Annotated in this window: 19 protein-coding genes; 10 read left to right on the plus strand and 9 right to left on the minus strand. The window is 71.4% G+C overall.

All coding sequences use genetic code 11. The features are described 5' to 3' along the window. Positions 1-10: 10 nt before the first annotated feature. The 6 genes from WMF45_RS24030 to WMF45_RS24055 all read right to left on the minus strand — a co-directional run bounded on the left by WMF45_RS24030 (position 11) and on the right by WMF45_RS24055 (position 8,919). Complete coding sequence (locus tag WMF45_RS24030) at positions 11-1,069, minus strand: ABC transporter ATP-binding protein (RefSeq protein WP_437555002.1); 1,059 nt, start codon at positions 1,067-1,069, stop codon at positions 11-13. A gap of 2 nt (positions 1,070-1,071) precedes the next feature. Beyond that, positions 1,072-2,031, minus strand: a complete 960-nt coding sequence (locus tag WMF45_RS24035; protein WP_437719170.1) for an ABC transporter ATP-binding protein — start codon at positions 2,029-2,031, stop codon at positions 1,072-1,074. After that, complete coding sequence (locus WMF45_RS24040) at positions 2,021-2,977, minus strand: ABC transporter permease (protein ID WP_437719171.1); 957 nt, start codon at positions 2,975-2,977, stop codon at positions 2,021-2,023. The genes WMF45_RS24035 and WMF45_RS24040 overlap by 11 nt, the downstream gene beginning before the upstream one ends. Before the next feature lie 21 nt (positions 2,978-2,998). Further along, positions 2,999-3,976, minus strand: coding sequence for an ABC transporter permease (locus WMF45_RS24045; protein WP_437719172.1), 978 nt, complete (start codon positions 3,974-3,976; stop codon positions 2,999-3,001). A gap of 48 nt (positions 3,977-4,024) precedes the next feature. Then, positions 4,025-5,746: an ABC transporter substrate-binding protein gene (locus WMF45_RS24050; RefSeq protein ID WP_437719173.1), complete on the minus strand. Its 1,722-nt coding sequence runs from the start codon at positions 5,744-5,746 to the stop codon at positions 4,025-4,027. 770 nt (positions 5,747-6,516) lie between these two features. Continuing rightward, positions 6,517-8,919 carry a right-handed parallel beta-helix repeat-containing protein gene (locus WMF45_RS24055; RefSeq protein WP_437719174.1) on the minus strand — a complete coding sequence of 801 codons (2,403 nt, stop codon included), beginning with the start codon at positions 8,917-8,919 and terminating at the stop codon, positions 6,517-6,519. Between the two features lie 1,091 nt (positions 8,920-10,010). Here WMF45_RS24055 and WMF45_RS24060 point away from each other — a divergent pair. Next, on the plus strand, positions 10,011-10,880 hold the full coding sequence (locus WMF45_RS24060; protein WP_437719175.1) for a hypothetical protein: 870 nt from the start codon (positions 10,011-10,013) through the stop codon (positions 10,878-10,880). 213 nt (positions 10,881-11,093) lie between these two features. Continuing rightward, positions 11,094-12,635 (plus strand): Glu/Leu/Phe/Val family dehydrogenase, encoded by a 1,542-nt coding sequence (locus WMF45_RS24065; RefSeq protein WP_437719176.1) that lies wholly within the window; start codon positions 11,094-11,096, stop codon positions 12,633-12,635. A gap of 76 nt (positions 12,636-12,711) precedes the next feature. On the opposite strand, the gene WMF45_RS24070 is transcribed toward WMF45_RS24065, so the two are convergent. After that, on the minus strand, positions 12,712-14,724 hold the full coding sequence (locus tag WMF45_RS24070) for a sigma 54-interacting transcriptional regulator (protein WP_437719177.1): 2,013 nt from the start codon (positions 14,722-14,724) through the stop codon (positions 12,712-12,714). A 105-nt stretch (positions 14,725-14,829) separates the two neighbouring features. Here WMF45_RS24070 and WMF45_RS24075 point away from each other — a divergent pair, with 105 nt between their 5' ends. After that, the gene (locus WMF45_RS24075) at positions 14,830-15,144 is read left to right on the plus strand and encodes an Mpo1-like protein (protein ID WP_437555011.1); all 315 of its coding nucleotides are present in this window, start codon (positions 14,830-14,832) and stop codon (positions 15,142-15,144) included. A gap of 343 nt (positions 15,145-15,487) precedes the next feature. Beyond that, positions 15,488-16,306, plus strand: a complete 819-nt coding sequence (locus tag WMF45_RS24080; RefSeq protein WP_437555013.1) for an SDR family NAD(P)-dependent oxidoreductase — start codon at positions 15,488-15,490, stop codon at positions 16,304-16,306. 18 nt (positions 16,307-16,324) lie between these two features. On the opposite strand, the gene WMF45_RS24085 is transcribed toward WMF45_RS24080, so the two are convergent. Continuing rightward, positions 16,325-18,184 (minus strand): response regulator, encoded by a 1,860-nt coding sequence (locus tag WMF45_RS24085; RefSeq protein WP_437719178.1) that lies wholly within the window; start codon positions 18,182-18,184, stop codon positions 16,325-16,327. A 515-nt stretch (positions 18,185-18,699) separates the two neighbouring features. Here WMF45_RS24085 and WMF45_RS24090 point away from each other — a divergent pair. Further along, a complete protein-coding gene (locus WMF45_RS24090) occupies positions 18,700-20,259 on the plus strand; it encodes an HAD-IG family 5'-nucleotidase (RefSeq protein ID WP_437719179.1) in 1,560 nt (519 codons plus the stop codon). Between the two features lie 49 nt (positions 20,260-20,308). Beyond that, positions 20,309-20,635, plus strand: a complete 327-nt coding sequence (locus tag WMF45_RS24095) for a hypothetical protein (protein WP_437719180.1) — start codon at positions 20,309-20,311, stop codon at positions 20,633-20,635. Positions 20,636-20,666: 31 nt separating this feature from the next. Here the strand turns inward: WMF45_RS24095 and WMF45_RS24100 are convergent, their stop codons facing one another. Beyond that, positions 20,667-21,458 (minus strand): SUMF1/EgtB/PvdO family nonheme iron enzyme, encoded by a 792-nt coding sequence (locus tag WMF45_RS24100; protein ID WP_437719181.1) that lies wholly within the window; start codon positions 21,456-21,458, stop codon positions 20,667-20,669. 148 nt (positions 21,459-21,606) lie between these two features. Here WMF45_RS24100 and truD point away from each other — a divergent pair, with 148 nt between their 5' ends. The 4 genes from truD to WMF45_RS24120 are packed head-to-tail and all read left to right on the plus strand — an operon-like array spanning position 21,607 to position 25,240. Continuing rightward, positions 21,607-22,869, plus strand: a complete 1,263-nt coding sequence (gene truD, locus WMF45_RS24105; protein ID WP_437719182.1) for a tRNA pseudouridine(13) synthase TruD — start codon at positions 21,607-21,609, stop codon at positions 22,867-22,869. A 58-nt stretch (positions 22,870-22,927) separates the two neighbouring features. Then, on the plus strand, positions 22,928-23,698 hold the full coding sequence (locus tag WMF45_RS24110; RefSeq protein ID WP_437719183.1) for a MotA/TolQ/ExbB proton channel family protein: 771 nt from the start codon (positions 22,928-22,930) through the stop codon (positions 23,696-23,698). Further along, positions 23,698-24,201, plus strand: a complete 504-nt coding sequence (locus WMF45_RS24115; protein WP_437719184.1) for an ExbD/TolR family protein — start codon at positions 23,698-23,700, stop codon at positions 24,199-24,201. The genes WMF45_RS24110 and WMF45_RS24115 overlap by 1 nt, the downstream gene beginning before the upstream one ends. A 19-nt stretch (positions 24,202-24,220) precedes the next feature. Continuing rightward, a complete protein-coding gene (locus WMF45_RS24120; protein ID WP_437719185.1) occupies positions 24,221-25,240 on the plus strand; it encodes an energy transducer TonB in 1,020 nt (339 codons plus the stop codon). Positions 25,241-25,256 lie beyond the last annotated feature (16 nt).

Raw genomic sequence — 25,256 nt, forward strand, 5'->3', positions numbered from 1 at the left:
GACCGCCGCTCTAGAGAGGTCCGGCCTCGACGGAGGCGGGCACCTTGCGATCGTAGAGCGCGGAGGGCGCGATGACGGAGCCGGGCGCGTAGAGGTGGCAGCGGACCCAGTGCCCCGACCCGACGTCGACAGGCCCCGGCGTCTGCTCCCGGCACGTGTTCATCACGCTCGGGCAGCGGTCTGCGAAGGGGCAGCCCGGCGGCGGGTCGATGAGCTTCGGCGCCCCGGAGCGGGCGGGGAGATCGCCGCGGATCGAGCCGTTCGGATCCGGGACCGCAGAGAGCAGGAGCTTCGTGTACGGGTGCGCCGGCTGCTGCATCAGCTCCTCGCTCGGCGCGCCCTCCACGATGTGGCCCGCGTACATCACCATCGTGCGATCCGCGACGTAGCGCGCGCTCGCGATGTCGTGCGTGATGTAGAGGTAGGAGATGCCGCGCTCCTCCTTGAGCTTCTCCATCAGGTTCAGGACGCCCATGCGGATCGAGACGTCGAGCATCGAGATCGGCTCGTCCGCGAGGATCACGCTGGGATCCACCGCGAGGGCGCGGGCGATCGCCACGCGCTGCCGCTGACCGCCCGACAGCTGGTACGGGTACTTGAGCGCGACCTCCGCGGGCGGGTTCAGATCGACCGTCTTGAGGAGCGCGTGCACCTTCTCCCGGAGGATCGCCGCGGTGGGCGCCTTGTTGTGGAGCAGGAGCGGCCGCTCGAGGTGGTAGCCGATGGTGTGCACCGGGTTGAGCGAGCCGAACGGATCCTGGAAGATCATCTGCACCTGCCCGCGGTAAGCGAGCGAGGCGCGGGTCGGCTCCTCCTTCAGCACGTCGCGACCCTTGAACACGATCTGCCCGCTGCTCGGCGGCATCAGCCGCGCGAGGAGCCGTGCGATCGTGCTCTTGCCGCTGCCCGACTCGCCGACCAGCGCGATGACCTCACGCTCTGCCAGCGAGAACGATGCGTCGTGCAGCGCCCGGAGCTGCTGCGATCGCAGCCCGCCGCCGACGGGGAAGTACTTCCCCAGGCGCACCACGTCGAGGACAGGCGAGACAGAAGGTTGCGTCATCGTCATCGTCAGTAGAGGTGGCAAGCGCCGCGGTGTTCGGGCGCGATTTCACGAAGGACGGGCAGCTCGTTCTGGCAGGTCGCGAAGGCCTGCGGACACCGGGGGTGGAAGCGGCAGCCGGCGGGCGGGTTGCGCATGTCGGGCGGCGAGCCCGGGATGCCCTGCAGCTTGCGGCGCGGCCCACGGACCGAGGGGAACGACCCGAGGAGCCCCTGCGTGTACGGGTGCTTCGGATCGCTGAAGAGGTCCTTGGCGCGGGCGGTCTCCGCGAGCTTGCCGGCGTAGAGGATGGCGATGCGCGTGGAGAACTCGGCGATGAGCGAGAGGTCGTGCGTGATGAAGAGGATCGAGAAGCCGAGGCGCTCCTTGAGCTCTGCGATCTGCTGCAGGATCTCCCGCTGCACGACCACGTCGAGCGCCGTCGTCGGCTCATCCATGATGAGGAACGGCGGCTTGAGCGCCATCGCGATCGCGATCACGACGCGCTGCCGCATGCCGCCCGACAGCTGGTGCGGGTAGCTGTTCAGGCGCGACGAGTCGATGTTCACGAGCTTGAGCAGCGCGGCCGCGCGCTCCATCGCCTGAGCGGGCGTCACGCCGTCGTGCGCGATGATCGGATCGGAGATCTGATCGCCGATCGTCAGCACCGGGTTGAGCGCGGTCATCGCGCTCTGGAACACCAGCGCCATCTTCCGCCAGCGGAAGGCGCGGAGCTGCTCCTCGTTCATCGCCAGGACGTCCTGCCCGGCGAAGTACACGTGCCCGCCCGTGATGACCGCCGGCGGGCGGAGCAGCCGCATGATGGCCATCGCCACCGTCGACTTGCCGCTCCCCGACTCGCCCGCGAGGCCGAGCACCTCGCCCGGGGCGATGTCGAAGGAGACGTTGTCGACCGCGCACACCGGACCCGTCGGGGTGATGAACTCGACCCGGAGATCCTGAACGGAGAGAAGCGGACTAGGCGCCATGAGTCCTCACCACCGGCGTAGACGGACCCGCCGTGACCTTGCGGCTCCTGAGGAGACGCGACCAGGCTCCCTCCGCGCGGAGCCGCGGATTCGAGATCTCGTCGATCGCGTAGTTGATGAGCGTGAGCGCGAACCCGACAAGCGCGACGCACACGCCGGTGGGCACGATGGTCCACCAGGCGCCCGTGAGGAGCGCGGCGTTGTTGCTCGCCCAGTAGAGGTTCGTGCCCCAGGTGACGGCGCTCAGGTCGCCGAGACCGAGGAACTCGAGGCCGACCTGGGCGCCGATGGCGTAAACCGTCGCGCCGATGAAGCCGGACATGAGGAGCGACGTCATGTTCGGCAGGATCTCCACGAAGATGATGCGCGCGCTGCTCTCGCCGCTCACGAGGGCCGCGGACACGAAGTCCTTGTCGCGCAGCGCGAGCACCTGCGAGCGGAGCACGCGCGCGTTCCACGCCCAGCCCGTGATGACGAGGACGAGCAGGATCGTCATCGGCCCGGCCGGCAGGTAGGCCGCGATGACGACGGCCATCGGAAGGCCGGGGATGATCAGGAACACGTTCGTGAACAGCGAGAGAACGCTGTCGATCCAGCCGCCGAAGTAGCCCCCGGCCATGCCGATCGCCGCGCCGATCGCCATCACGGCGAAGCCCGTGGCGAAGCCGACGGCCAGAGAGGTCCGCGCGCCGACGATCGTCTGCGCGAGCACGTCCTGCCCCTGGCCGTTCGTCCCGAACAGGTGCTCGGCGGAGGGAGCCTCGTGCGGCATGCCCACGAACGCGTGCGGATCTTGCCGCACGATCGACGGGCCGAGCAGCGAGAGGAGCAGGAAGAAGAGCACGATGAGCGTGCCCACCATCGCCTTGCGATTCGAGAGGAGCAGGCGGAGCCATCCCGCCGCACGGGAGCCGCCGCCCCCGCTGTTGCCTTGTTGCGCAGCCATCGCTTCTCCTGGACCCAGCCGTCAGCGCCCGCGGGCGCGAGGATCAAGAAACACGTAGATCACGTCGACCAGGAAGTTCGCCCCCAGCACGGCGAACGTGATGGTGAGGAAGATCCCCTGCATGAGCGGGTAATCCTGATTTCGAACCGCCTGGATGAGCAGATAGCCTTGCCCCGGATACGAGAAGACGATCTCGGTGAGCAGCGAGCCGGCGAGCACGAAGCCGAGCGCCATGCCGAAGCCGGTGACGTTGGGCAGGAGCGCGTTCCTCGCGGCGTAGGTGAACATCACCCGCCACTGCGAGAGCCCCTTGGCCTGGGCCATCGTGATGTACTCCTCGGACAGCACGGTGACCATCGCGCTGCGCATGCCGAGCATCCAGCCGCCGATGGTGGCGATGACGATCGACAGGGCGGGCAGGACCATGTGCGACAGCACGCTCCCGATGAACTCCAGGCTCCAATCGGGCGAGAGCGTGTCGCTGTAGGCGTGGCGCAGCGGGAAGGCCCCGAGCACGAACCCGAGGATGTAGAGCGACACCATCGCGAGCCAGAAGTAGGGGAACGCGCCGAGGAACATCAGGACCGGCGGCATGATCGAGTCGAGCCAGCCGCCCCGCTTCCACGTCGCGATGATCCCGAGCAGCGTCCCCAGGCCGAAGCTGACGATCACGGCGGCGCCCGACAGGAGCAGCGTCCAGCCGAGCCCCGTCGCGATGACCTCCGTCACCTTCGCCGGGAAGTGCGCAACCGAGGTCCCGAGATCGCCGGTCAGCGTGTGGCTCAGGTAGGTGATGTACTGCTTGTAGAGCGGCTCACCCGTGAACCCGAACGCCTTCCGCAGCGCATCGATCGCCTCCGGCTGCAGCTGCCCCCGGAAGCGCACGAACATGGCCGAGGCTGGATCGCCCGGCATGGCGCGCGGAATTAGGAAGTTCAGGGTGAGCGAGGCCCACGCCGCGATGAAGTACAAGCCCAGCTGTCGCAGAAGGTAACGCACAGAAGCTCTCTCTTTTAACCTGCGCTCCGGATCAGGTCACGCCCAACTTCACTTCGGCTTGAGCTCGGTGAGGACCAGCAGGTACTCGGGCGGGTTGTTGGGCGACAGCTTCGCGTACGGGTTCTCCTTGCTGGGGAACCCGGTGAAGCGGCGTGTGTTGTACTCGCCCCAGGACGGCCCGGGGAACAGCGGGATCGAGGGAGCCGCCTCGGAGAAGATCTCCTGGAGCTGCTCGATGATCTTCTTCTGATCCGCCGGCTCGGTCGCGGCCTCGAACGCCTCGAAGAGGCTGTCGGCCTGCTTGGCGCCGAAGCGGTGCCAGTTGCGCGCCGACGTCTCGCCGACCGGCTTCGCGGTCGCGGTGCCGAGGAGGTCCCGGTAGAAGTTGTACGGGGTCGGCTCCTCGTTCGACCAGCCCATCGACAGGTCGAACGTGCCCTTCTGGAGCGCCTCGAAGAACGCGCTGAAGTCGTACGTCTTCAGCGTGGCCTCGACGCCGATCTGCTTCACCTGCTGCGTGACGATCTGCGCCGCGCGCACCCAGTCGGACCAGCCCGTGACGACGTTGAGATCGAAGCGCAGCGGCTTCCCGTCCTTCACGCGGATGCCGTCGGCCCCCTTGGCATAACCCGCCTCGTCGAGGATCTGGTTCGCCTTGGCCACGTTGAACTTGACCCAGTCGCCCGCCTCGACCGTCTTCTGGCTGCGCCAGCGCTCGTGCGCGTCGCTCAGCGCCGTCGCGTCCGCCGGCCGCGTGTAGTTGTTCATCGCGACCTTGACGATCTGCTCGCGGTCGAGCGACATGCTGATCGCCTTGCGCACCCGCGCATCGTCGAGGGGCTTCTTCGTCGTGTTCGTGTAGACGAACACCGTGCTGCCGACGAGCGGGAACCAGTAGTGGTGATTCGCCGGGTCCTTGCCGACGTAGACCTTCTCGATCTCCGGGACGAAGTTGCCGGCCCAGTCGACCTCGCCGTTCAAGAGCGCCAGGTTCGCCTGGTCGTTGCCCGGGTACGCCGGGAAGCGGAGCCCCTTGATCGCCGGCTTGCCCGGCTGCCAGTAGTTCGGGTTCCGGCCGAGCTCGTAGATCTGGTTCTGGAAGGTCTTCACCTCGGTGAAGGGCCCCGTCGCGACCGGGTTCTCGTTCGTGTACGTGACCGGATCCGCCACGTCCTTCCACTTGTGCTCCGGCACGATCGGCTGGTGGCCGAGGAAGACGAGCCCGGGGACGTAGGGCCGCGTGAGCGTGAACTCGACCGTGGAGTCGCCCTTGGCCTCGACCGAGGTCAGCCACTTCCAGACGCCCTGCAGGTCGAGGGCGGCGTGCTTCTTCAGGAGCCCGAAGGTGAAGGCCACGTCCTTCGCCGTGAACGGTTGGCCATCGGACCACTTGACCCCGGGCCGCGTCGTGACGGTGAGCGTCTTGTTCCCGTTACCCCACTCGTACTTGGATGCGAGCCAGGGGGTGAACTCGCCCTTCATCGTGTTGTAGACGAGGAGCGGCTCGTAGATGCCAGCGACGGTTGGCCAGCGAACGTTGCCTGATGCGAGCAGAGGATTGAAGTTCCGCACCCATGACGCTTGCTGCTCGATCGAGACGGTCAGGAAGGTGTCGGCGGCCGGTGAGGACTTGCCCGGCCCCGGCGCGGTGCTCGCGCCGCCCGCGGACTCCTTGGTCGGTTCGGTCTTCCCGCACCCCGCTGTGACACCGACCGAAAGCAGCAACGTCGACAACACGAACGTCCGACGCGGCAACAACCAGTTCCTCATGAGAATGCTCCTCGCGGGGCCCTCGTGGATACGCCCGAGCGCCCACCGTCCCTCTCCCACTCCTCAATCTCCCTGGAAGCCACCACGCAGCAGAGCGGCTCGCCGGAATTCGACACCGCGACGCAGTGCGCCATACCAGCATCCAGGCGTCGGCACTGTAGCCGTTTTCGCACAGCAGTGTCAACGGGGATTCGAGGTCGCTGTCAAGTTCTCGCGCCGCTTACTCAGGCGCGTTTTCAAGGGAGATGTCGTGGTGCGTCATGTCTCGCAGCAGCAACTCCGTCTCATGGTGCTCATGGTGCTCATGGTGCTCATGGTGTCATCACGCGTCATGAGGAATGATGGCTTAAGCACTTGCACTGTTATTTTCTTTGGCCGCAGAAAGAAAGTAAGCAGTCACCGACTGCGTCGGTTCAGGCACCTGAGGTGCGCCGCGGTCCACGCGCGTCCGGGGCACGTCTATACAGACGTCCGCGGGCGATTACAAGACCAGAAATTTCCAACTTCGCGCCGGTAGACAGGGGGCGCGCTCCCAGGGCGAGCGCGGACACCCCCCTGGGCGGGCAGAGAGGGAAGGCCGCGTCAGGGGCGGACGCGGGCGGAGCGTCGGATGCGCTCAGCGTTGTAGTGCGGGCCGCTATTCGACGCCTGATGGGCTGGTCCTCTCCGCCGTGGCCGTGAGTGCCACGTATCAGGAAAGGCTCCCTTCGATGTCAGCAATGTTTCGCGCGGGCGCGGGCGCCGGCCAGACGAGCGGCCGCGAGCGCGTCTCATGGGAGCGGGGGAGCGGACGCTGGCACGCGGAGCTCGCTGCCGAAGAGCTCGTCGGCGGTGCAGTTGTCGACGAACGCGGTCTCCTTACCCAGCTTCAGCTGAGGCTCGGGCGAGCCCTGCACGACCAGCCCGAAGCGGTTGTCCAGGGCGCGAACCCGGGAGAGGCGACCGGTGCTCCGGTCGTACAGGATGCCGGCGCGCGCACAGCCTTCCACCCGCACGTCGTCGAGCGCGACGGTGGAGCCGGCGAGCGCGAGGACGCCGTCGGCGACGAGCTCGTCGCGCCGCCTGCCCTGTGCGGCGCGGGGATCACCCGTCACCCCGTCGACGACGGTCTGCGAGATCTCCGCCTCGGAGCCGAACAGCACAACGCCGGCCGTGCGGCTCCCGCGGACGAGGGACGAAGCGAGCCGGATCTCGTACCCCGCGGCTGCGACGCCGATGCCCGTGCTGTCGTCGTCGTCGTCGTCATCGTCGTCATCGTCGTCATCGTTTGATTCGCCGCCCGAGGTGCCGTCGATCAGGTTCCCGATGATCTCGACCTTGCTGCCGAGGATCTCCGTGCCGGCGAAGATGCCGACGGAGCGGTTGCCGCTCACGACATTGCCCGCGAGCACGGCGGTGGCGCCCCGGTAGATGACGATCCCCTGCCCCACCGGCGCGCGGCGGTCCGGCGCGACATGCCCCTCGACGAGGTTGCCTGTCACGGTCGCCTCGGACCCGTCATATCCCACGAGCAGGCCGGCGCCCTCGTTGCTGCGAATGGCATTCGACACGAGCGTCACCCGGCCCTCCGCCACGGTCAGCCCGGCGCCGTCCCCCCAGCCGCCTTCGGCGAGGGTGCCTTCGATGAGGTTGCCGCCGGCGATCAGCTCGGCGGAAGAGTCGCCGACGTGAACCCCGGTGCCGCGGTTCCGGACGACCGCGCTGTCGTGGAGGCGCATCGCCGCGCCGCGGGCGACGGCGACCCCGAATCCGCCGAGCAACGACCCGGTCGGGGCCGCCACCGTGCCCTGCACCAGGCTCCGCGTCATCGTCGCCGCGCTGCCCTCGCCGATCACGGCGACGCCGATCTCCGTGTTGCCGAGGACCACGCTCGAGTCGATGGCGACGCGCGCTTGCCCCGCCGCATACACGCCGACGCCGTAAGGCGGGTCGGAGGTCCCGGGGCTCGTCCCCTCGACGAGCACGCCGGAGAGGGTCGCGGACGCGCTGGCCGCCACGAGGATCCCGGACAGCTGGTTACCGACGACAGCCGTGCTCTCGATCGACGCCTCGGCGCCGTCCTGCACGACGATCCCCTGGCCGTCCGCCGGGTAGCGCCCCGACGACACGGTCCCCTCGACGAGGCTGCCCACCACGGACGCCGTGGCGCCCGCCTGGAGCGCCGCCACGCCCGCCGCGCGGTTGCCCGTCACGGCGCTCTCCTTCACGAGGAGCGCGCCGCCGGCGTCCGCAAAGGCGCCGATGCCGGTTCCTGCGCTGCCGTCGCGCGTCCCCTCGATCCAGCTCTGCGCGACCGAGAGGCGGGCGCCGTCGCCCGACAGGACGCCGGCATGCATGGCGTCCTTGATGTGAACGCGCTCGAGCGTCACCGCGCTCGCGCCGGTCGCCACGACGCCGGCGCCGTCTCCGCCGATCTCGATCCCCCGGAGCGTCACCTCCCCTGCGTCGAGCACCGCCACGATCGCGGGAGGACGCACGGCCGAGCTCACCCCGCGGATCCGCACGCGCGAGGCGCACGGGCCGGCGATCTCGAGCGGCTTCGTGATGACGACCGGCTCGTCGTAGGTCCCCGCCGCGAGCGCGATCGTCCCGCCGTCGGCGACGAGCCCCAGCGCCGCCTCGATCGTCGTGACCGGCCTCGCCTCGGATCCGTCGCCGTCCGCGCCGGAGTAGCTCGGATCCACATAGACGTTCCCGGACACGCGCGGGACGCTCCCCCACGGCCCACGCCCGCAGCCGACGGGGCCGTCGACCGGCACACACCCCGCTTCCGGCGTCGCGAACGTGCCAGTCGGGCACCTCGCCATGGCCGGCCTGCAGAGCCCGTCGTCGCCCGCGAGCTCCGGAGCGCAGCGGGGGATGCCAGCGGGAATGCAGCCCTCATCGAACTTCGGGATCGTCCCTGCAGGGCATTTCTCCATCGATGGATGGCAGAGCCCGTCGTCCTCCACGAACAGCGCGGCGCAGCCCTGGATGCCCACCGGCATGCACGCGTCCGCGGGGCCGAGGACGTGCCCAGGCGCGCAGCTCGGCGCGCGCGGCGCGACGCCCTCGCAGACGAGCGGGGCGCCGGAGCTCCCCGAGGGGTCGCTGCACGCCGCGACGAGCGGCAAGAGGGCCGCAATGCAGGCGGCCAGGCAAGATGAACCCGCGCGCGTGGCGCAGAAGCGCATGCAATCCCCTCCTTGGAAAGCGCTGCCTCGCGCGCCGCGGGCTCCCGCTCCTCGGGCGAACAGCTCTCCAGAGCTCCCGCAGCAGCGCGGAGACCGCGCGTCGCCTCCATGAACAGGCGCTCCGAGCGCCCGAGATCGTCGAGGAGCCCGCGCCAGTGTGACGAGGACGCCGCCTGTGCGCCTGTGCGCCTCTGCGGCGCCGCGCGAGCTCCTTTAGCGTAATGAATCCTACAACGGAAGATGCGCTCCTGCCAGGCAAAGGAGCCGTGATCACGCCGACTTTCCCTTCGCTGCAGCGCCACGGACGGCTGCGCCGCGCTGGGTCTCCCGGGCGTGGGCGCGCGAACCTCGCTGACACCGAGGCTCGCGCGCGGCCGAGCGTGTGGGTCAGACGTCTTCTGTCAACCACGTTGAACCGGTCGAACGCGGCGCGGGACGCCCCGCGAAGGCGGCCGCTCCCGCTGCATCGCGGGCCCGCCGTCCGCGGCTGAAGGCGGCGACCGCGCCGTCGTTCCGGACGACGGGGTGACGCGCGGCGCGGCGCAGAGCGCGGCACACTCACGCGACGACGGCGAGGTTGCCGCAGGAGGAGCGCCGGACAGGGCCCTTGTCGGCCGAAGTGGGCTGCGCACGGCGTGACCAGATGGCCGCAAGCGATGAGAACATCGCCGCCGACGAGCGCAGATGTCGAGTCGCAGCAGCCCCTGATTGCAGGGATCCACCAGGTCTTCGGAAATGCGGCTTGCCGGGCGCGATAAAGCCGCAAGTCGGGTCGTCCTCCCCCCGGCTCATGCCGTCCCGCCGCGCGCGACGCGCGGCGGGCGCCCCGCGATGGGCGTCGACATTTGCCTTTCTCCAGCGCTCTAGAGGCTCCCACATCGGCGCGTGTCGGCGCGCGCCGGCGCGGCGGGCTCCCCGGCGCGATGAAACGGGGAGAACGCTCCCCCGGCGCGGATTCAGACAATGCACTTTCGCCGTCGCCGACGCGGCAGGCTCTGCACACGAGGAGTCAGGCACGCAGCCTGCTCTCCACGCCGTTCAACATGCCGGCGCGGGCCCGAGGGCCGTAGCAGGGCATGGAAGGAGGACGGATGGTTCGCTCAATCGATATGAAGATGGCGCACGCGGCGATGCTCTTTTCTGTGTTGATGACCGGGTGCGCAGTCGACGCGGTGGCTCCGCAAGAGTCCGACGTGGACCAGGCCGACGTCGACGTGGCGTCGAGTGAGCAGGCGTTGGAGGACGAGGAAGCGACGGACGAGGAGACGCGGGGCGGCGGCCTGATCGGCGCGCCCGGGGTGCCGGGCAAGACCGATATCGGCCAGGCCCCCATCAAGGGCGGCGGCCCGCTCCAGGGCCCCGGCGGCGTCGGACAGGGCCCCTTCAAGGGCGGCATCGGCGGCCCCGGCGGCCCGCTCCAGGGCCCCGGCGGCATCGGACAGGGCCCCTTCAAGGGCGGCATCGGCGGCCCCGGCGGCCCGCTCCAGGGCCCCGGCGGCATCGGACAGGGCCCCTTCAAGGGCGGCATCGGCGGCCCCGGCGGCCCGCTCCAGGGCCCCGGCGACATCGGACAGGGCCCCATCAAGGGCGGCGGCCCGCTCCAGGGCCCCGGCGGCGTCGGACAGGGTCCCATCAAGGGCGGCCTTGGCGGCCCCGGTGGCCCGCTCCAGGGCCCCGGCGACATCGGCCAGGGCCCCGTCAAGGGCGGCGGCCCGCTCCAGGGCCCCGGCGGCCCCGTCGGCCAGGTGGGGCAGATGCCCGGCGGCCCGGTCGGGCAGATGGGCGGGATCCCCGGCCTCGGCGGCTTCCCGGGCATGGGCGGCTTCGGGTGGCCGCTCGGCATGGGCGGCTATCCGTACGGCGGCTTCGGCTTCCCCGGCGGGTTCGGCGTGCCGCTCGGCGGCTTCGGCGGCGCGGGGTGCTGCGGCGGGGGTGGGTTCCCTGGATCGCTCTTTCCCTGACGTCGTTCCCCGGGCGCGACGGCCACGCTGCCGCCGCGCGCCGTGGTGAATCGAACCGAGGGTCCGCCCGAACCAGCGGGGAGAGTCACACGAGCTCCCCGCGAGGCGGGCGGCCCGTCCGTCGACCGGCCTCCCGAGAGAGTGCGCCCTCCGTGGAGCGCGGGGCCCGCGAAACGTTGGACCCCCGCCGCGCGGTCGGGGCAGCATACGGCGATGGAAGACGCCCCCCTCCTAGAGCGCGAGCCGGAGACCAACATCTTCGGCGAATCCATGGTGGTGTTTCACACCGCCGCGGACCTCATCGGCCTGGCTCCCCGCATCCGGCTGGAGCTCGAGCAGCCCGACTACGAGCACATCTTCTACATCACCACGCAGCTCCAGGACCGCCTCGTCCCCTTCCGCGGAGAGGCGGCCGCGGCCTACGAGCGGCTCCCTGCGTCGGTGATCCCGAACCGGGCCGCGATCACCCCGCTCTTCAACGGCAAGCTCATCCTCCGCCCCGAGGCGCTCCGGAGCGGCTCGATCCACGTGCAGGACGGGACGATCCGCCTCGCCGATCAGGGCCTTTACCGCATCCAGCCCGGCGCGTTCGTGCGCTTCAAGGCCTATCGGGTCCAGCACAACCAGGCGCGAGGGCCCTACAAGGGCGGGCTGCGCTTCCACAAGGCCGTGTCGCTCGACCTGTTCAACGCGCTCGCCGCCGAGATGACCTGGAAGACGGCCATCGCCGATGTCCCGTTCGGCGGCGGCAAGGGGGGTATTCGCATGGACCCGCGCGAGCACAGCAAGGAGGAGCTCGAGGCGATCTCGCTCCGGTACATGTACCGGCTGAAGCAGCTCATCGGGCCCAACGTGGACATCCCCGCGCCCGACGTGGGCACGAACGCCGAGGTGATGGCGTGGCTCCTGCGCCAGTACAGCGACGGTGAGCGCGAGCGGGTGAACCACCGCGGCGTCGTCACCGGCAAGGACGTGCGCATCGGCGGCTCCGAGGGGCGCGTCAAGGCGACCGGGCAGGGGCTCGCGTACTGCATCGAGGAGTGGTACGCGCAGCGCGGCGCCCCCCTCGCGGGGGCGCGCTTCATCGTGCAGGGCTTCGGCAACGTCGGCTCCGCCGCCGCCGAGATCCTGTGCCGGATGGGCGCGCGGTGCGTGGCCGTGCAGGACGCCGACGGCGCGATCTTCGACCCGAACGGCGTCGACGTGGGCGCGCTGATGGCGCACGTCAACGAGAACCCGCAGAACCTCCGGCGGTCGGTCGCCGGCTACAGCGGCGCCCAGGCGATCGCGCGGGACGATTTCTGGAGCGTGGACGCGGACATCTGCATCCCGGCCGCGCTCGGCGACGCCATCACCGGCGAGGTGGCCGAACGGCTGAAGGCGAAGCTCGTGGCCGAGGGCGCCAACCGCCCGACCACGACCGAGGGCGACAAGGTGCTCGCGGAGCGCGGCATCAGCGTCATCCCAGACATCATCGGCAATGCGGGCGGCGTGACCGTCTCCTATTACGAGTGGATCCAGAACAAGCGCATGGAGCACTGGACCGAGGGCGAGGTGAACGCGCGGCTGGAGCGCGCCATCAAGAGCAACTACCGCCTGATCTGCGACATCGCGGACGACCGGCCGCGCCGCGCGGAAGCTCACGACTCGACCGGGCTCGTCGTGGGCAAGCGCCTGCCGATGCGGCTCGCCGCGATGGTGCTCGCGCTCAAGCGGATCGAGGCGCACTACATGCTGGAAGGGTTCTCTCAGTGATCTCGGCCAAACGACGAACGCGGCGCCGGAGTCCGGCCGTCCCTATGGCCGGGTTCCCGGCGGGCGGCGGGCGGACCTAGCGAGCGACGCCGTACCCGAGCTTCTTGATGCCGTAGACCTTGATCTTGTGCTGGAGCGTTCGCAGCGGCAGCTCGAGGCGACGCGCCGCCTCCGTCTGGTTCCAGTCGGACGCGCGCAGCGCCTCGAGCAGGAGATCGGCCTCGATCTGCTCGAGGCGCGTCTTGAGGCCGACCGCGGGGGCCGCCCCCTGCCCCGGATCGGACGCGCGCGGGGGGATCGGCTCGGACGGGCGCGAGGGCAGCGGCTCGGACGCGCGGAGGGAGAGGGCCGGCGCGACGCCGGGCTCGGACGAGCGCGAGACGTCGACGGCGCGAGAGGGCGTGGGCGGCGAGCTGGGGGAGGTCACCGCCAGGCGGATGCGCTCCGGGAGATCGCGCGCCATGATCGCGTCGCCCTCCGCGATCACCACGGCCCGCTCGATCGCGTTCCGGAGCTCACGCACGTTGCCGGGCCACGAGTAGCACTTCAGGAGGGCCAGCGCCTCGGGCGCGAGCGACTGGACCCTGCTGAGGTTCGCCGAGTTCGCCTGCGCCAGGAAGCCCGCCGCGAGCGTCGCGATGTCGTCGCGGCGCGCGCGGAGCGGCGGGATGTTCAGCGTCATCGCGTTCAGCCGGTAGAGCAGATCGAGCCGGAACGTGCCCGCGTCGCACATGGCGTCGAGGTCGCGGTGCGTCGCCGCGATCACGCGGACGTCGACCTCCAGCTCCTTGGTCGCGCCGACGCGCGTCACCCGCTTGGTCTCGAGCACGCGCAGGAGCGCGGCCTGCGCTGCCGCGGGCAGCTCGCCGATCTCGTCGAGCAGGACCGTGCCGCCGGCGGCCGCCTCGAACACGCCCTTGTGCTGCTGGCTCGCCCCGGTGAAGGCGCCGCGCTCGTGGCCGAAGAGGGTGCTCTCGACGAGCAGCGCCGGGATCGCCCCGCAATTCACGCAGATGAGCGGCTCGCCGCGCCGCGGGCTGCCGTCGTGGATGAACCTCGCGAGCACCTCCTTGCCCGTCCCGGTCTCGCCGCGCAGGAGCACGGGGATCGAGGAGCGCGCGGCCCGCAGCGCCACCTCCACGAGCGATCGCATGAGCGGGCTCTTGGTCGCGAGGAGGTGGCCGTCGGCCTCCCACTGGCTCTCCGGCGGCGCGCCCGGCGGGCCCGCCTCGTCGGGCGGCCGGGTGCTGTCGACCTTCGGCGTGACGTAGACCAGCGCGCCCTCCGGGGACGCGAGGCGCACGGGCTCGGCGGGGGTGGCGCTCCGCGACGCCTCGTGGCTGACCTCGATGAGCTTGTCGATGGACGTCGCGGCGTCGGGGGACACGGCGACCCCCGCGACCAGCACGGGCTCGCCCTCGCGGCGCGCGACGATCGCCTTCGCGAGCTCCTCGGCGAGCTCGGGGGTGACCTCGGGGAGCAGGATCTCGAGGGTGTCGGCGCTGTAGAAGGCGACGCGATCGACGGGCCTCAGCGCCTCGCGCACGCGGAGCCCCCAGTGGCGGAGGTGGCTCGCCTGCGCGCCGAGCGAGCGGACCACGACGAGCGCGAACTTGCGGCCGAAGAACCTGGACCGCACGATCTCGGCCTGGAGCGCGAAGCGGAGCGCGTCGGAGCCCTCCAGGCCGAACGGGGGCATCTCGCCCCCGGAGAGCACATGGACCGACGCGACGATGCCGCCGAGCAGCACCTCGTCCCCGGCCTTGACCACGCCGCTCTCGACCCGCTGCCCTGAAATGCGCGTCCCGTTGCGCGAGCCGAGGTCCTCGACCACGACCTCGCCGCCCACGAGCGTGAAGCGCGCGTGCCGCCGCGAGATGCTCCTGTCCCGGATCACCACGTCGGCCGGAGCCTCCCTGCCGACGACGACGCCGACGCCGGGGCTCATCGGGGCCATCTCGACGCCGTCATGATGATAGACGAGCAGGAGCACCCGACGCTTCTCCGAGCGCGCGCCCTCGAGGAGCTCCCCTGTCTTGATGGACAGCGGCGCGGTCGTCGCCATGGGGCCGGTCCTGTAACCGCTCACACTGCCCAACTACGCCTCATTCCTCCCAACGGCAACCGGGAAGCTGCGGCGCGCCCGGTCTTCGGCGAAAGCGCGCGCGGGGCGTCCGCATGGTAAGGAGGTCGGATGCTCCGTCTCAACGCCGAATGGACACAGGTGCTCCGCCGGTACAAGGAAGACCACCAGGATCCACGCAACCAGGCGTGTCACCAGGTCGGCATACCGCTCATCGTCGCGAGCTTCCCCGTGGGCGCGACGCTCATCGGCCTCCCGCTCGCGGCCGCGATGTTCGCGACCGGCTGGGGCTTCCAGTTCGCGGGCCACTGCTTCGAGGGGAAGAAGCCGTCGTTCGTGGACGACAAGCGGAGCTTGATCATCGGCGTGCTCTGGTGCCTCGAGAAGTACGGCCTGCGCGTCTTCGAGGAGACGCCCGCCCCCTGACGCTCCTCGCCAGGCGCTTCCCGGGCGCCGTCCACGTACACGGCTGTGACGCGGACAGATCGGCTTCCTGCATCAGAAAACCTGGAACATGGTTTTCTCTGCCACTGTGCTGCATTGCGCAAAGCTTTCTTGACGTGATGCACGCACGGTCGTACCTGTGTCGCGGGCGGGGGCGACGACTCTTCCTGTTTCGGGTCCTCGGCAGGCACCGCGCCCGCCGGTGCATCGACGTCCGTCCGCCCGTGCCTCTGTCCCGACGAGCTCCCGGAGCGTCGGGACCGGCCCGCCGCAGGCGATGAGATGGACGAGGACGAGGAGACGGGGGATGGGGGGTGCGGGGAGCATGAGGGGGAAAGTCGCCGTGATCACGGGGGGCACCTCGGGGATCGGGCTCGCGACGGCATCCGCGCTGGCGCGGCAGGGCGCCCGGGTGACCGTGCTCTGTCGCCGGACCGGCTCCGACGGCGCGAGGAAGCTCGCCGCGCTGAAGGTGCTCGGCGAGGTCAACCTCGTCGAGTGTGACCTCGGCCGGCTCGCGTCCGTGCGCGCGGCGGCCCGCCAGGTGGCCGACAGGTGCGGGGTCGTTCACCTGCTCGTGAACAACGCGGGCGTGTTCCTGCGCGAACGCGCGGAGTCGGCCGACGGCCTCGAGATGACGTTCCAGGTGAACTACCTGTCGCATTTCCTGCTGTCGAACCTGCTTCTCGACCGGCTCAAGGCCGCGCGCGACGCGCGCGTCGTCAACATGGTCGCGCCGGTGGACAGCATCCGGCTCGACTTCGATGATCTCATGTCGAAGCGCTCGTATTCGTTCCTCTCCGCCTCCGCGCGGTCGAAGCTCGCGCTCGTGCTCGCGGCGCGCCGCCTCGCGGAGAGGCTCTCGGGCACCGGAGCCCAGGTGCTCTGCTACTACCCTGGCCTCGTGCGCTCAGGGCTGTTCGAGGGGACCTCGCGCGTCCTCAAGGCGCTGATCGACGTCGTGGGCGCGACGCCGGCGCAGGCGGCCGCGAACCTCCTCGCGATCCTGGCCGAGACGGCGCCCGCCGGGAGCCCCGCCTTCTTCGAGCGGACCAGGGCGAGGCCTCTCAAGGGAATGGCGACCGACGCAGAGGCGGCCTCGCGGCTCTGGGAGATGAGCTCGAGGCTCGTCGGCTTCACCTGAACGGAAGGGCCCCCCGGCTCACCGGAACCCCCGCTTCTTGAGCTCCGCGGCGAGCGACGACTGCACGCGCTCGACCTCCCGGCCGATGGCCCGCACCGCCTCCGTCGCGCTCTCGAGCGTCCCCGCGCGCGCCTCGCGATCGAGCCGGGCGCAGAGCTCCTTCAAGCTGGAGGCCGCGAGCGCGTCGGCGCTCTCGTAGAGCGCCCAGGCGAGCCGCTCGAGCTCGCCGAGCGCGCCCTGCGCCGCGGCCTCGCGCATCGAGGCCACCCGGGTCGGGGCCTCCGTGAGGAAGAGCTCGCTCATCTCGGTGACGACGTCGGGCTCGACGGCGCGCAGCCCGCCCCGCGGCCGCGAGGAGGCGGGCTGGCCGCGCTTCGACGTCGGCGGGGGCGAGGGCGTGACCAGGGTCGGCGGAGCGAGCTCCACGCTCGGCGGCGCGCCGTCGGGGTGGGCGGCCTCGTACGCCCCGGACCGCGACGTCGCGCCGGGAGGCCGCCGCCCGCGGTCCGCCTCGTCCTGCCTCGGCGGCTTCGATGAGGCCGTCGCTCGCGCCGACTTCGGCGGGTGCGCGCGCGCCCCGGCGGACACGTGCTCGGGCGGCAGCCCTGCGAGCAGCCGCAGGCTCGAGTGCAGCTGCGCGCGCCGGATCGGCTTGATGAGCACGGAGTCGACCTCGGCGCGGCTGGGCGCCTCCCTGCCGGCGTAGGTCATGAGGCCGACGCGAACGGGCGCGATCGCGGGGTCCGCCTTGATGCGCTGGAGCAGCATCAGGCCGTCGAGATCGGCCAGCTCGAGGTCGATCAGCACCATGTCGTAGGCGGCGCCGGCGTCCGCCGCCTCGCGCAGCGCAGCCAGGGCGGCGGCGCCGCTGCCCGAGGTGCGGCACGCGAGCCCGAGCTCCTCGCTCAGCTTTCGCACCACCTGACGCACCGAGCCGCTGTCGTCGACCACGAGCACCCGCTTCCCGGGCAGGTCGATGCGCGGGATGAGCGCGCGCTCCGCGCCGCGCGCGCGCCGCTCGAACGGCAGCGCGAACGAGATCCCATGCCGGCGCGCATCGATGTCCGCGGGCTCGCAGAGCTCGCCGCCCATCGCGACGACCAGGCGCTTCGCGACGGCCATGCCGGACGCCACGCCGAGGTCTCGCCCGGACGCAGGGCGCGCTCCGCCGCCCCGCGCGCCCGCTGCCCCCGGCGCCGCCGCGCCGTCCGCCCGCCCTGCGCCGCCCGCGAGGCGCACGTCGAAGCGCACCCGCGCGCGCGATCGCTCGGGCGCGCCGTCGAGCCTGCCCTTCGCCTCGTCGTTGCGGGCCGCGTCCAGCGCGGCGCGCACCAGCACCTCGCCTCGAGGCGCCGCGCCGATCGCGGTCGCCACGACGTTCAGCAGGATCTGCCGCAGCCGCGTGGCGTCGCCGCGCACCGCCGCCGGCACGTCCGGCTCGACGTCGAGCACGAGCTCGGTCCCATCGTCATGAGCGCGATCGCCCAGCAGCTCCGCGGCGTCCTCGATCGCCCGGCGCAGATCGAAGTCGGCGTGCTCGACGGGCAGCCCGCCGCGGCCGTCCGGCTGGCCGAGCGAGATGAGATCGTCGACCATCGACAGCACCGCGTCGCCGCTGCTCCGGATGCGCCGCGCCCAGGCGCGCTGCTCCGGGTCGAGCTCGCTGTCGAGCAACAGGCTGCTGAACCCGACGATCCCGCCGAGCAACGTCCGGATCTCGTGCCGCATCTGCGCGACCGCGCTCGCCTCCCCCTCCTCATGGGCGAGGGCCCATGGCCGCGCGGCCGGCTCCTGCGGCGCGAGCGCGCGCTCCGCGGACTCGCTGCTCCTCGTGCCGGTGCTCTCTGGACCGCTCCGGCGCTGCTCTTTGCCTGCCATCGACGCCCCGCCACGCCTCGGTCACCCGCCCCACGCGGACCCCACGACGCCGGAGCTTCAAGTGTACTGCTTACAATGCCCCGGAGAGAAGCTCGCCGTCGCTTGGAAAGGGATCCTGTCGAAGGCGAGCGCGCGCCGGCGGCTCGCGGCGGACGCTGCGAAAAGCATCGGGCAGGGCCCCCGTCAGTGACGGATGAGGAGCCGTCTCCTCGAGCGCACACGACGGTACGGGCGGCACCAGAGCGCAGCTGTTCGGCGCGGCGCGCCCTAGCGCGCCCCGAGGGCGGAAGGCTGCTCGGCGACGACGGATCCGTGCGCGCTCGATCGACCGGCCGCCGGGCGGCGCCGGGCGGACGACCCGGGGGGCATGTCGCTCAGGGGCCACACGCACGCCGCGCAACCGTACGCGACGCCACGCAGCGCCGCGCGAGACCCCCGCGCAGGCCGAGACGCGCGCTCGTCGCCGTGGCGCGCTTTGTACGCCCCTCCGGCTGGGATACCATAGTCGACCCACTGTGTTCTTCGAGCAGCTCGAGCTCCCCCTCGGAGGGCTCTATCCCCAGACCGAGCCCACGCGCATCCCACGGACCCGGCGCGTCTTCGTCAACCGCAACCTCAAGCTGGCGGGGATCGACTGGGTCGGCTTCGACATGGACTACACCCTGGCGATCTACAACCAGACCGAGATGGACAACCTCTCGATCCAGGGGACCGTCACGAAGCTCGCCGCGCGAGGCTACCCCGAGGAGCTCCTGCGGCGGCTCCGCTATCCGATCCACTTCCCGATCCGCGGCTTGCTGATCGACAAGCGCTTCGGCCACGTCCTCAAGATGGACCGGTTCAAGGTGGTCCAGCGCGGGTACCACGGCCTCCGGGAGCTGACGAAGGACGAGCTCCGGTCGCTCTACCAGCACCGCAAGATCCGGCCGAACACCGCCCGCTACCACTGGATCGACACGCTCTACGCGCTGAGCGAGGCCACGCTGTACGCCGGCATCGTCGACGCCCTCGAGGAGCGCGGCGTCGCGCTCGACTACGCGCGGCTGTTCACCGACATCCGCGAGTGCATCGACGAGGCGCACCGGGACGGCACCATCCTCGACGTCGTCCTGTCCGACCTGCCGCGCTTCGTCGAGCGCGACCCGAACCTGGCGCAGACGCTCCACAAGTTCCGCTCGGCGGGCAAGAAGCTCTTCTTGCTCACGAACTCGCGCTGGCCGTTCACCGAGAAGATGATGACGTACCTGCTCGGGGACGCGATGCCGGAGTACCCGAGCTTCCGGCACTACTTCGACGTCATCGTCGTCGCCGCGCAGAAGCCGGCGTTCTTCCAGGAGCGCCGCCCGCTCCTCATCCGCGACAGCGCCGAGCCCCGCCCCGCCACGGCCCCGCTCGAGCGCGGCGCCATCTACGAGGGCGGCAACCTCAACGACTTCGAGAAGTTCCTGAACATCTCCGGCGACCGGGTCCTCTACGTCGGCGATCACATCTACGGCGACATCCTCCGCTCCAAGAAGGAGAGCGCGTGGCGCACGGCGATGATCATCCAGGAGATGGAGGCGGAGGTCGCCGCCCACGAGTCGTGCCGCCGCGAGCACATGGAGAGCGCCCTGCTCGAGGGGCGCCGCGAGGAGCTCGAGGACCAGCTGCGCTTCTACCAGCAGCGCTACAAGGACCTCACCCGCAAGATCGAAGAGGAGCAGCAGAAGAAGAACGGCGCGACCAACGGGGGCGGAGCGACGCTGCTCGCGGAGGCGAACGGCGAGCACGTCCAGATCGACTACGCGACGTCGTTCTACGAGGCCGAGCGGGGCCGCACCAAGCGCGCGGTCGAGCGCATCCGCGGCCAGCTCCGGGCCGTCGACGCGGAGGTCGGCAAGCTGGAGCGCGAGATCGCCCGCCGCTTCCACCCCTACTGGGGCTCGCTGCTCAAGGAGGCGAACGAGACGTCCAGCTTCGGCGATCAGGTCGAGGAGTACGCCTGCATCTACACGTCGCGCGTCTCGAACCTGCTCGCCTACTCGCCGCTGCAGTACTACCGGAGCCCGCGCGACCTGATGCCGCACGAGCTCTGATCGCCGAGGCCTCCGCGCCGGTGCGCGGGCGCCGCATGAGGAGATCGCCATGAGCATCGCCCGCCCCCGCCCGCTGTTCGTCGCGCTCGTCGCCCCCGCCCTCTTCGTCGCCGGCTCCGCCGGCTGCGGCAAGCGGGCTTGCTTTCACTGGACCGAGCTCGAAGGGGCGTGCCCGTCGAGCGATGAGGCGCGCGTGTTCTTCGAGAACCCAGGCTGCGTGAGCTCCATCGAGTCCATCGACAGCGAGGGGGATTTCGACGGCGAAGTCTGCTGTTACGACGTCACCACGGTCGACACCGGCGACGAGGAGTGCACGACGGTGCTGGGGCCCATGTCCGGCGGCGCCGGCGGCGGACGCCCCCCCATCCCGAAGTAGCCTGGGGGCGCGGCGCGCGGCCTGCGCCGCGTCACTTGCAGCAGCGGAAGCCGGTCGAGTAGTCGTGGTACCCGCGCGAGTGCGCGGTGGTCTTGTACTCGCAGCCGTCGCCGTGCTTGGCGCTGTCGAGGTAGTAGCCGCCGCGGAAGGTCCCGCGCGGCGCGCTCGTCCACTCGTGCAGGTTGCCCACCATGTCGTGGACGCCGAAGCTGCTCTTGCAGCGGCGGAACGCGCCCGAGGACGCCAGCGTGCCCGGGAGCTGGTTCAGGCGGGCGTCGTTCATGTTGGCCCACGTGAACGCCGACTGCGGGGCCTCGCCCCCCTGGCCGAAGTAGCGGTTGAACGACGAGACGCCGCTGTCGTTGCAGGCGCCGCGCTCCCGCTCGCGTCCGTAAGGGAACACCGTGGCGCGCTTGCCCCTGCACGCGGTGACCCACTCGTCGTCCGTGCAGAGCCGCTTGCCGGCGTTCTGGCAGGCCGCCTCGGCCTGATCCCGGCTGATGTACGCCTGCGGCTTCACGCCGCGCCGGCTCACCGCCTTCACCTTCAGCTTGCCGACCGGCTCGAACGGCGAGTGCCGGCGCTTCCCGCCGCCGGAGAGCAGCTCGACGATGCTCGCCTCGAAGCGATCGATGCAGAACGTCCCACGCACCGAGGCCATCCCCGCGGGGCACGCGGCGCGCGCGGCGGCGGCCGTCCGGGGGCTCGGTAGCCCGAGGACCGCGAGGCCGAGCGCGGCGACGCCCGCGGCGAAGGCCGGCGAGCGCGCGAACGACAGGGCGGGCCGGCGCGCGAGGGGGGGAGACGGGAAAGGGGGTCGCATCGCGGAGAGGCCCAGGCCTGGGGCGAGCTCCTGGCCATAGCCGATCCCCGGCGCGGCGGGCAAATCGCCGCAGCTGGCGGAGGCGGGCCCGGACGCGCGCGCTGCTGGCGCTGGACGAGCGGGCGATTTCGGTCACGCTGGCGCTCCCATGACAGCCACCGCCCCGCCCGCCGCCGGCGCCACGGCCGCGGGCCCGCGCGGCGACCTCCCCGCGCCCGCGGGCTCGCCCGGCGATCTTCCCACGGCCCTGCTCCGGAGCTCCCCCGCCGACTTCATCGTCGAGGAGCTCCCCGCTTACGCTCCGAGCGGCCGCGGCGAGCACGTGTTCGTGACCTTCCGCAAGACGGGGCGCACCACGCTCGACGCGGTCCGGGCCATCGCGCTCGCGCTCGGGGCCGACCCGGGCGGCGCCGGCTTCGCCGGCATGAAGGACCGGCACGCGATCACCACGCAGACCGCATCGTTCCAGCTCCCCCTGGCGCAGGATCCGGCGCCCCTGCTCGAGAAGGCCGAGCTGTCCGGGATCGAGGTCCTCGCGGTCGCCCGGCACGACAACAAGCTCAAGCCGGGGCACCTCCTCGGCAACCGGTTCCGGATCGCGCTCCGGGGCATCGCTCCCGCGGCGCTCCCGCTCGCCGAGCGCCGCCTCGCCGAGATCGGGCGCGCCGGCGTTCCGAACGCGTTCGGGCCCCAGCGGTTCGGGAGGAACGGCGACAACCCCGAGCGCGCGCTCGCGTGGATCGCGGGCCGGGAGCGCGGGCCCCGCGACAAGCGCGAGCAGCGGCTGCTCTTCTCGGCGCTCCAGTCGCTCTGGTTCAACGAGGTGCTCGCGCGCCGCGAGGCGGATGGCACCTGGAGCGCCGTGCTCCCCGGCGATCTCGCCAAGAAGCGCGACAGCGGCGGGCTGTTCCTCGTGCCGCTCGAGGGCCCGGAGCTCGCGGACGCCGAGGCGCGCGCCGCCGCGCTCGCGATCTCGGCGACGGGCCCGATGTTCGGCCGGAAGATGCGCTGGCCCGAGGGCGCCCCGGGCGCGCTGGAGCGCGAGGTGCTCACCGCGGCGATCGGCGATCCTCGCAGGCTCGACGCGTTCGCCCACGCCGGAGAAGGCACGCGGCGCCCGCTGCGCCTGGAGGTGGACGGCCTCGAGGTGTCCACCTTGGAGGCCGCCGCCGGGGAGGCGGCGGTGAGCGCCGCCACGCCAGGAGCCTCGGACGATCCGGATGTACGGCACGGAATCGTCGTCTCGTTTGTGCTACCGAAGGGCGGCTACGCGACGACCGTCCTTGGGCGAGTCTTCCGGCTCGTCGACGCCTCCGCCCCCCGGCCCTCCATCGGCAGGCCGGGGGCGGGCAGCGCCCCTCCTCCGGAGGGGGACGAAGTCGAGGAAGGGCAGCCCGCCGTCGACCCGTAGAGGCTCTTCGAAGCGCGGCTCCCCCCCACCCCCCATCGGAAAGGCACCAAGGAACAAGATGAACCTCGTCGAGTGGCTGCAGCGCATCATGGTCGGATTCGGGGCCGCCTGGGTCATGTGGTTGATGATCGCCCTCAGCGTCGTCTCGGTCGCCATCATCCTGGAGCGCGCCTGGTTCTTCTGGTCGCTCCGCGACGATCTCACCGTCCTCGCGCGGGACCTCAAGACGTCCCTCGACGACTCGATCGAGGCGGCGCGGCGGCGGATGGACGCCTCGCCCTCGGCCGAGGCGGCGGTCGTCGCGGCCGGCCTCGCGGTGGCGCACCAGGGGCCCGAGGCGGCCGAGGAGGCCATGGCCGGCGCCGCGGCGCTCCAGCGCATGAAGCTCGAGCGGCGCCTCGCCTACCTGGGCACGCTCGGCAACAACGCGCCGTTCATCGGGCTGTTCGGCACCGTCATCGGCGTCGTCGGCGCCTTCGACGCGCTCGGCCAGGCGGCGAAGACGCCGGTGGCGCAGGCCACGTCGCAGGCCATGGCGCCGCAGGCGGTCATGTCGAGCATCGCCGAGGCCCTCGTCGCGACCGCGGTCGGCCTCGCGGTCGCCATCCCGGCGGTCGCCGCGAACAACTTCTTCCAGCGCATGATCAAGTCGACGCTCGCCAACACCGAGGCGCTGACGCGCGTCCTGCTCGCGCACCTCAAGATCGATCCGGCGTTCGCCGGGGCCGCGCCCGCCGCCGCCGCCGTCGAGCAGCCGCGCGGCAAGGCCGCGAGGGCGTCGCGGCAGGACGAGCACAAGAAGGGCGGCGCGGGCGAGGAGGAGCGCTGATGGCCGGCATGAGCCGCAACGACGATGACGAGATGATCAGCGGCATCAACGTCACGCCGCTCGTCGACATCACCCTCGTCCTCCTCATCATCTTCATGGTGACGGCCAAGATCATCGTCTCGCAGTCGCTCCCCCTCGACCTGCCGAAGGCGGCGCAGGGGCAGGAGGTGCAGCTCATCTTCGGGCTCGAGCTGCACGCGAACGGCGACACGCTCGCCGACGGCAAGAAGCTCGCGAGCGAGGACGCCATCCTGCCGATCGCGCGCGAGGCCCAGGCGAAGAACCCGGAGCTCCGCGCCGTGATCCGCGCCGACACGACGGTCCCGCACGGCCGGGTGATCCGCGCGCTCGATCTGCTGAAGCAGGCCGGCGTCTCCAAGATCGCGTTCGGCGTGACGCCGATCGCGCCCGAGGCCGGCGCGGCCCCGGGTACGGCGCCGGGCTCCCCCGCCGCACCTCCCCCGGCAGCCCCCGCGCCCGCAACCCCGAGCCCCGCGCCGTGAGCGCGCCGAGCGAGACCTTATGAGCCAGGTCACGAGCGATCGCGCCGCGGGGGCGGTCCACGACGGGCGCCGCCGGGGCAAGCGCAGCGGCGCTGAGCCCGGGGGCGCCCTCGATCCCTCGACCCCTCCAGCCTCGCCGGCGCCTGCCCGCGCCGGCGATCGCCGGCGCGGCGCGGATCCGCTCGCCGCGGTGCTCGCCCTCGGCGACCGCGCGTCGCGCGTGGGCGCCTTTCTCGGGGTCACGCTGGCGGTCACGAGCCACGGCGCGGCCTCGGCCCGGGCCATCGTCTCGGGATCGCTGCGCGACATGCGGCACGTGGTCCAGGAGATGCGCACCGGCATCCACGACTACCTCTGGGCGATCTACGAGGTCGACATCCCGCCGCCGAAGGTCGAGGCGCCCAAGCCGCCGGAGCCCGAGCCGCCGCCGCCGGCGCCTGAGCCCGAGCCCGTCCCCAAGGTCGCGCCGCCTCCCCAGGCGAACACCCCGCCGCCCAAGGACGACCCGTACGATCCACCCCCGGCCGCGGCCGAGGCCTCGAAGGTCCTGACGAAAGAGCCGGATCCGGACGAGGTCCTCGACATGACCGATCAGGGGATCGCGAGCGGCGAGGGGCAGGGCGTCGGCTACGGCCAGGTGGCCGGCGCGGGCACAGCGAAGACCCCCACGTTCAACCCGAACGCGAAGGTCGGAGGCGTCGTCGGCGGCAAGGGCACGGGCGACCCCGTCCCTCCCCCGCCCCCCGCCGGGCCGGACCGCTCCGCGCCGCCCGGGCTGATCGGCAGCAGCAACTGGAACTGTCCTTTCCCTCCGGAGGCCGACGTCGACCAGATCGACCAGGCGAAGGTCGTCCTCATGGTCACGGTGCGCCCCGACGGCAGCCCGCTCTCGGTCAAGGTCGTCAGTGATCCTGGACACGGCTTCGGCCGCTCCGCGCGCATGTGTGCGCTCGGCCGTCGCTACAACCCGGGCAAAGACCGCTCAGGCGCTTCGATCGCCGCCACGACGCCGCCCATCACGGTGACGTTCACGCGCTAGCTCCCCGCCGCGAGCT

It is taken from the genome of Sorangium sp. So ce448 (assembly GCF_051520915.1).
GTDB classification, from domain to species: Bacteria; Myxococcota_A; Polyangia; order Polyangiales; family Polyangiaceae; genus Sorangium; species Sorangium cellulosum_B.

Excerpts from the sequence above, each read along its gene's own strand:
- WMF45_RS24115 (WP_437719184.1), top strand. The coding sequence starts at position 23,698 with ATGGCCGGCATGAGCCGCAACGACGATGACGAGATGATCAGCGGCATC.
- WMF45_RS24095 (WP_437719180.1), top strand. The coding sequence starts at position 20,309 with ATGAGCATCGCCCGCCCCCGCCCGCTGTTCGTCGCGCTCGTCGCCCCC.
- WMF45_RS24060 (WP_437719175.1), top strand. The coding sequence starts at position 10,011 with ATGGTTCGCTCAATCGATATGAAGATGGCGCACGCGGCGATGCTCTTT.
- WMF45_RS24120 (WP_437719185.1), top strand. The coding sequence starts at position 24,221 with ATGAGCCAGGTCACGAGCGATCGCGCCGCGGGGGCGGTCCACGACGGG.
- WMF45_RS24065 (WP_437719176.1), top strand. The coding sequence starts at position 11,094 with ATGGAAGACGCCCCCCTCCTAGAGCGCGAGCCGGAGACCAACATCTTC.
- WMF45_RS24075 (WP_437555011.1), top strand. The coding sequence starts at position 14,830 with ATGCTCCGTCTCAACGCCGAATGGACACAGGTGCTCCGCCGGTACAAG.
- WMF45_RS24110 (WP_437719183.1), top strand. The coding sequence starts at position 22,928 with ATGAACCTCGTCGAGTGGCTGCAGCGCATCATGGTCGGATTCGGGGCC.
- WMF45_RS24050 (WP_437719173.1), bottom strand. The coding sequence starts at position 5,746 with ATGAGGAACTGGTTGTTGCCGCGTCGGACGTTCGTGTTGTCGACGTTG.
- truD (WP_437719182.1), top strand. The coding sequence starts at position 21,607 with ATGACAGCCACCGCCCCGCCCGCCGCCGGCGCCACGGCCGCGGGCCCG.
- WMF45_RS24030 (WP_437555002.1), bottom strand. The coding sequence starts at position 1,069 with ATGACGATGACGCAACCTTCTGTCTCGCCTGTCCTCGACGTGGTGCGC.
- WMF45_RS24100 (WP_437719181.1), bottom strand. The coding sequence starts at position 21,458 with ATGCGACCCCCTTTCCCGTCTCCCCCCCTCGCGCGCCGGCCCGCCCTG.
- WMF45_RS24040 (WP_437719171.1), bottom strand. The coding sequence starts at position 2,977 with ATGGCTGCGCAACAAGGCAACAGCGGGGGCGGCGGCTCCCGTGCGGCG.
- WMF45_RS24080 (WP_437555013.1), top strand. The coding sequence starts at position 15,488 with ATGAGGGGGAAAGTCGCCGTGATCACGGGGGGCACCTCGGGGATCGGG.
- WMF45_RS24055 (WP_437719174.1), bottom strand. The coding sequence starts at position 8,919 with ATGCGCTTCTGCGCCACGCGCGCGGGTTCATCTTGCCTGGCCGCCTGC.
- WMF45_RS24085 (WP_437719178.1), bottom strand. The coding sequence starts at position 18,184 with ATGGCAGGCAAAGAGCAGCGCCGGAGCGGTCCAGAGAGCACCGGCACG.
- WMF45_RS24035 (WP_437719170.1), bottom strand. The coding sequence starts at position 2,031 with ATGGCGCCTAGTCCGCTTCTCTCCGTTCAGGATCTCCGGGTCGAGTTC.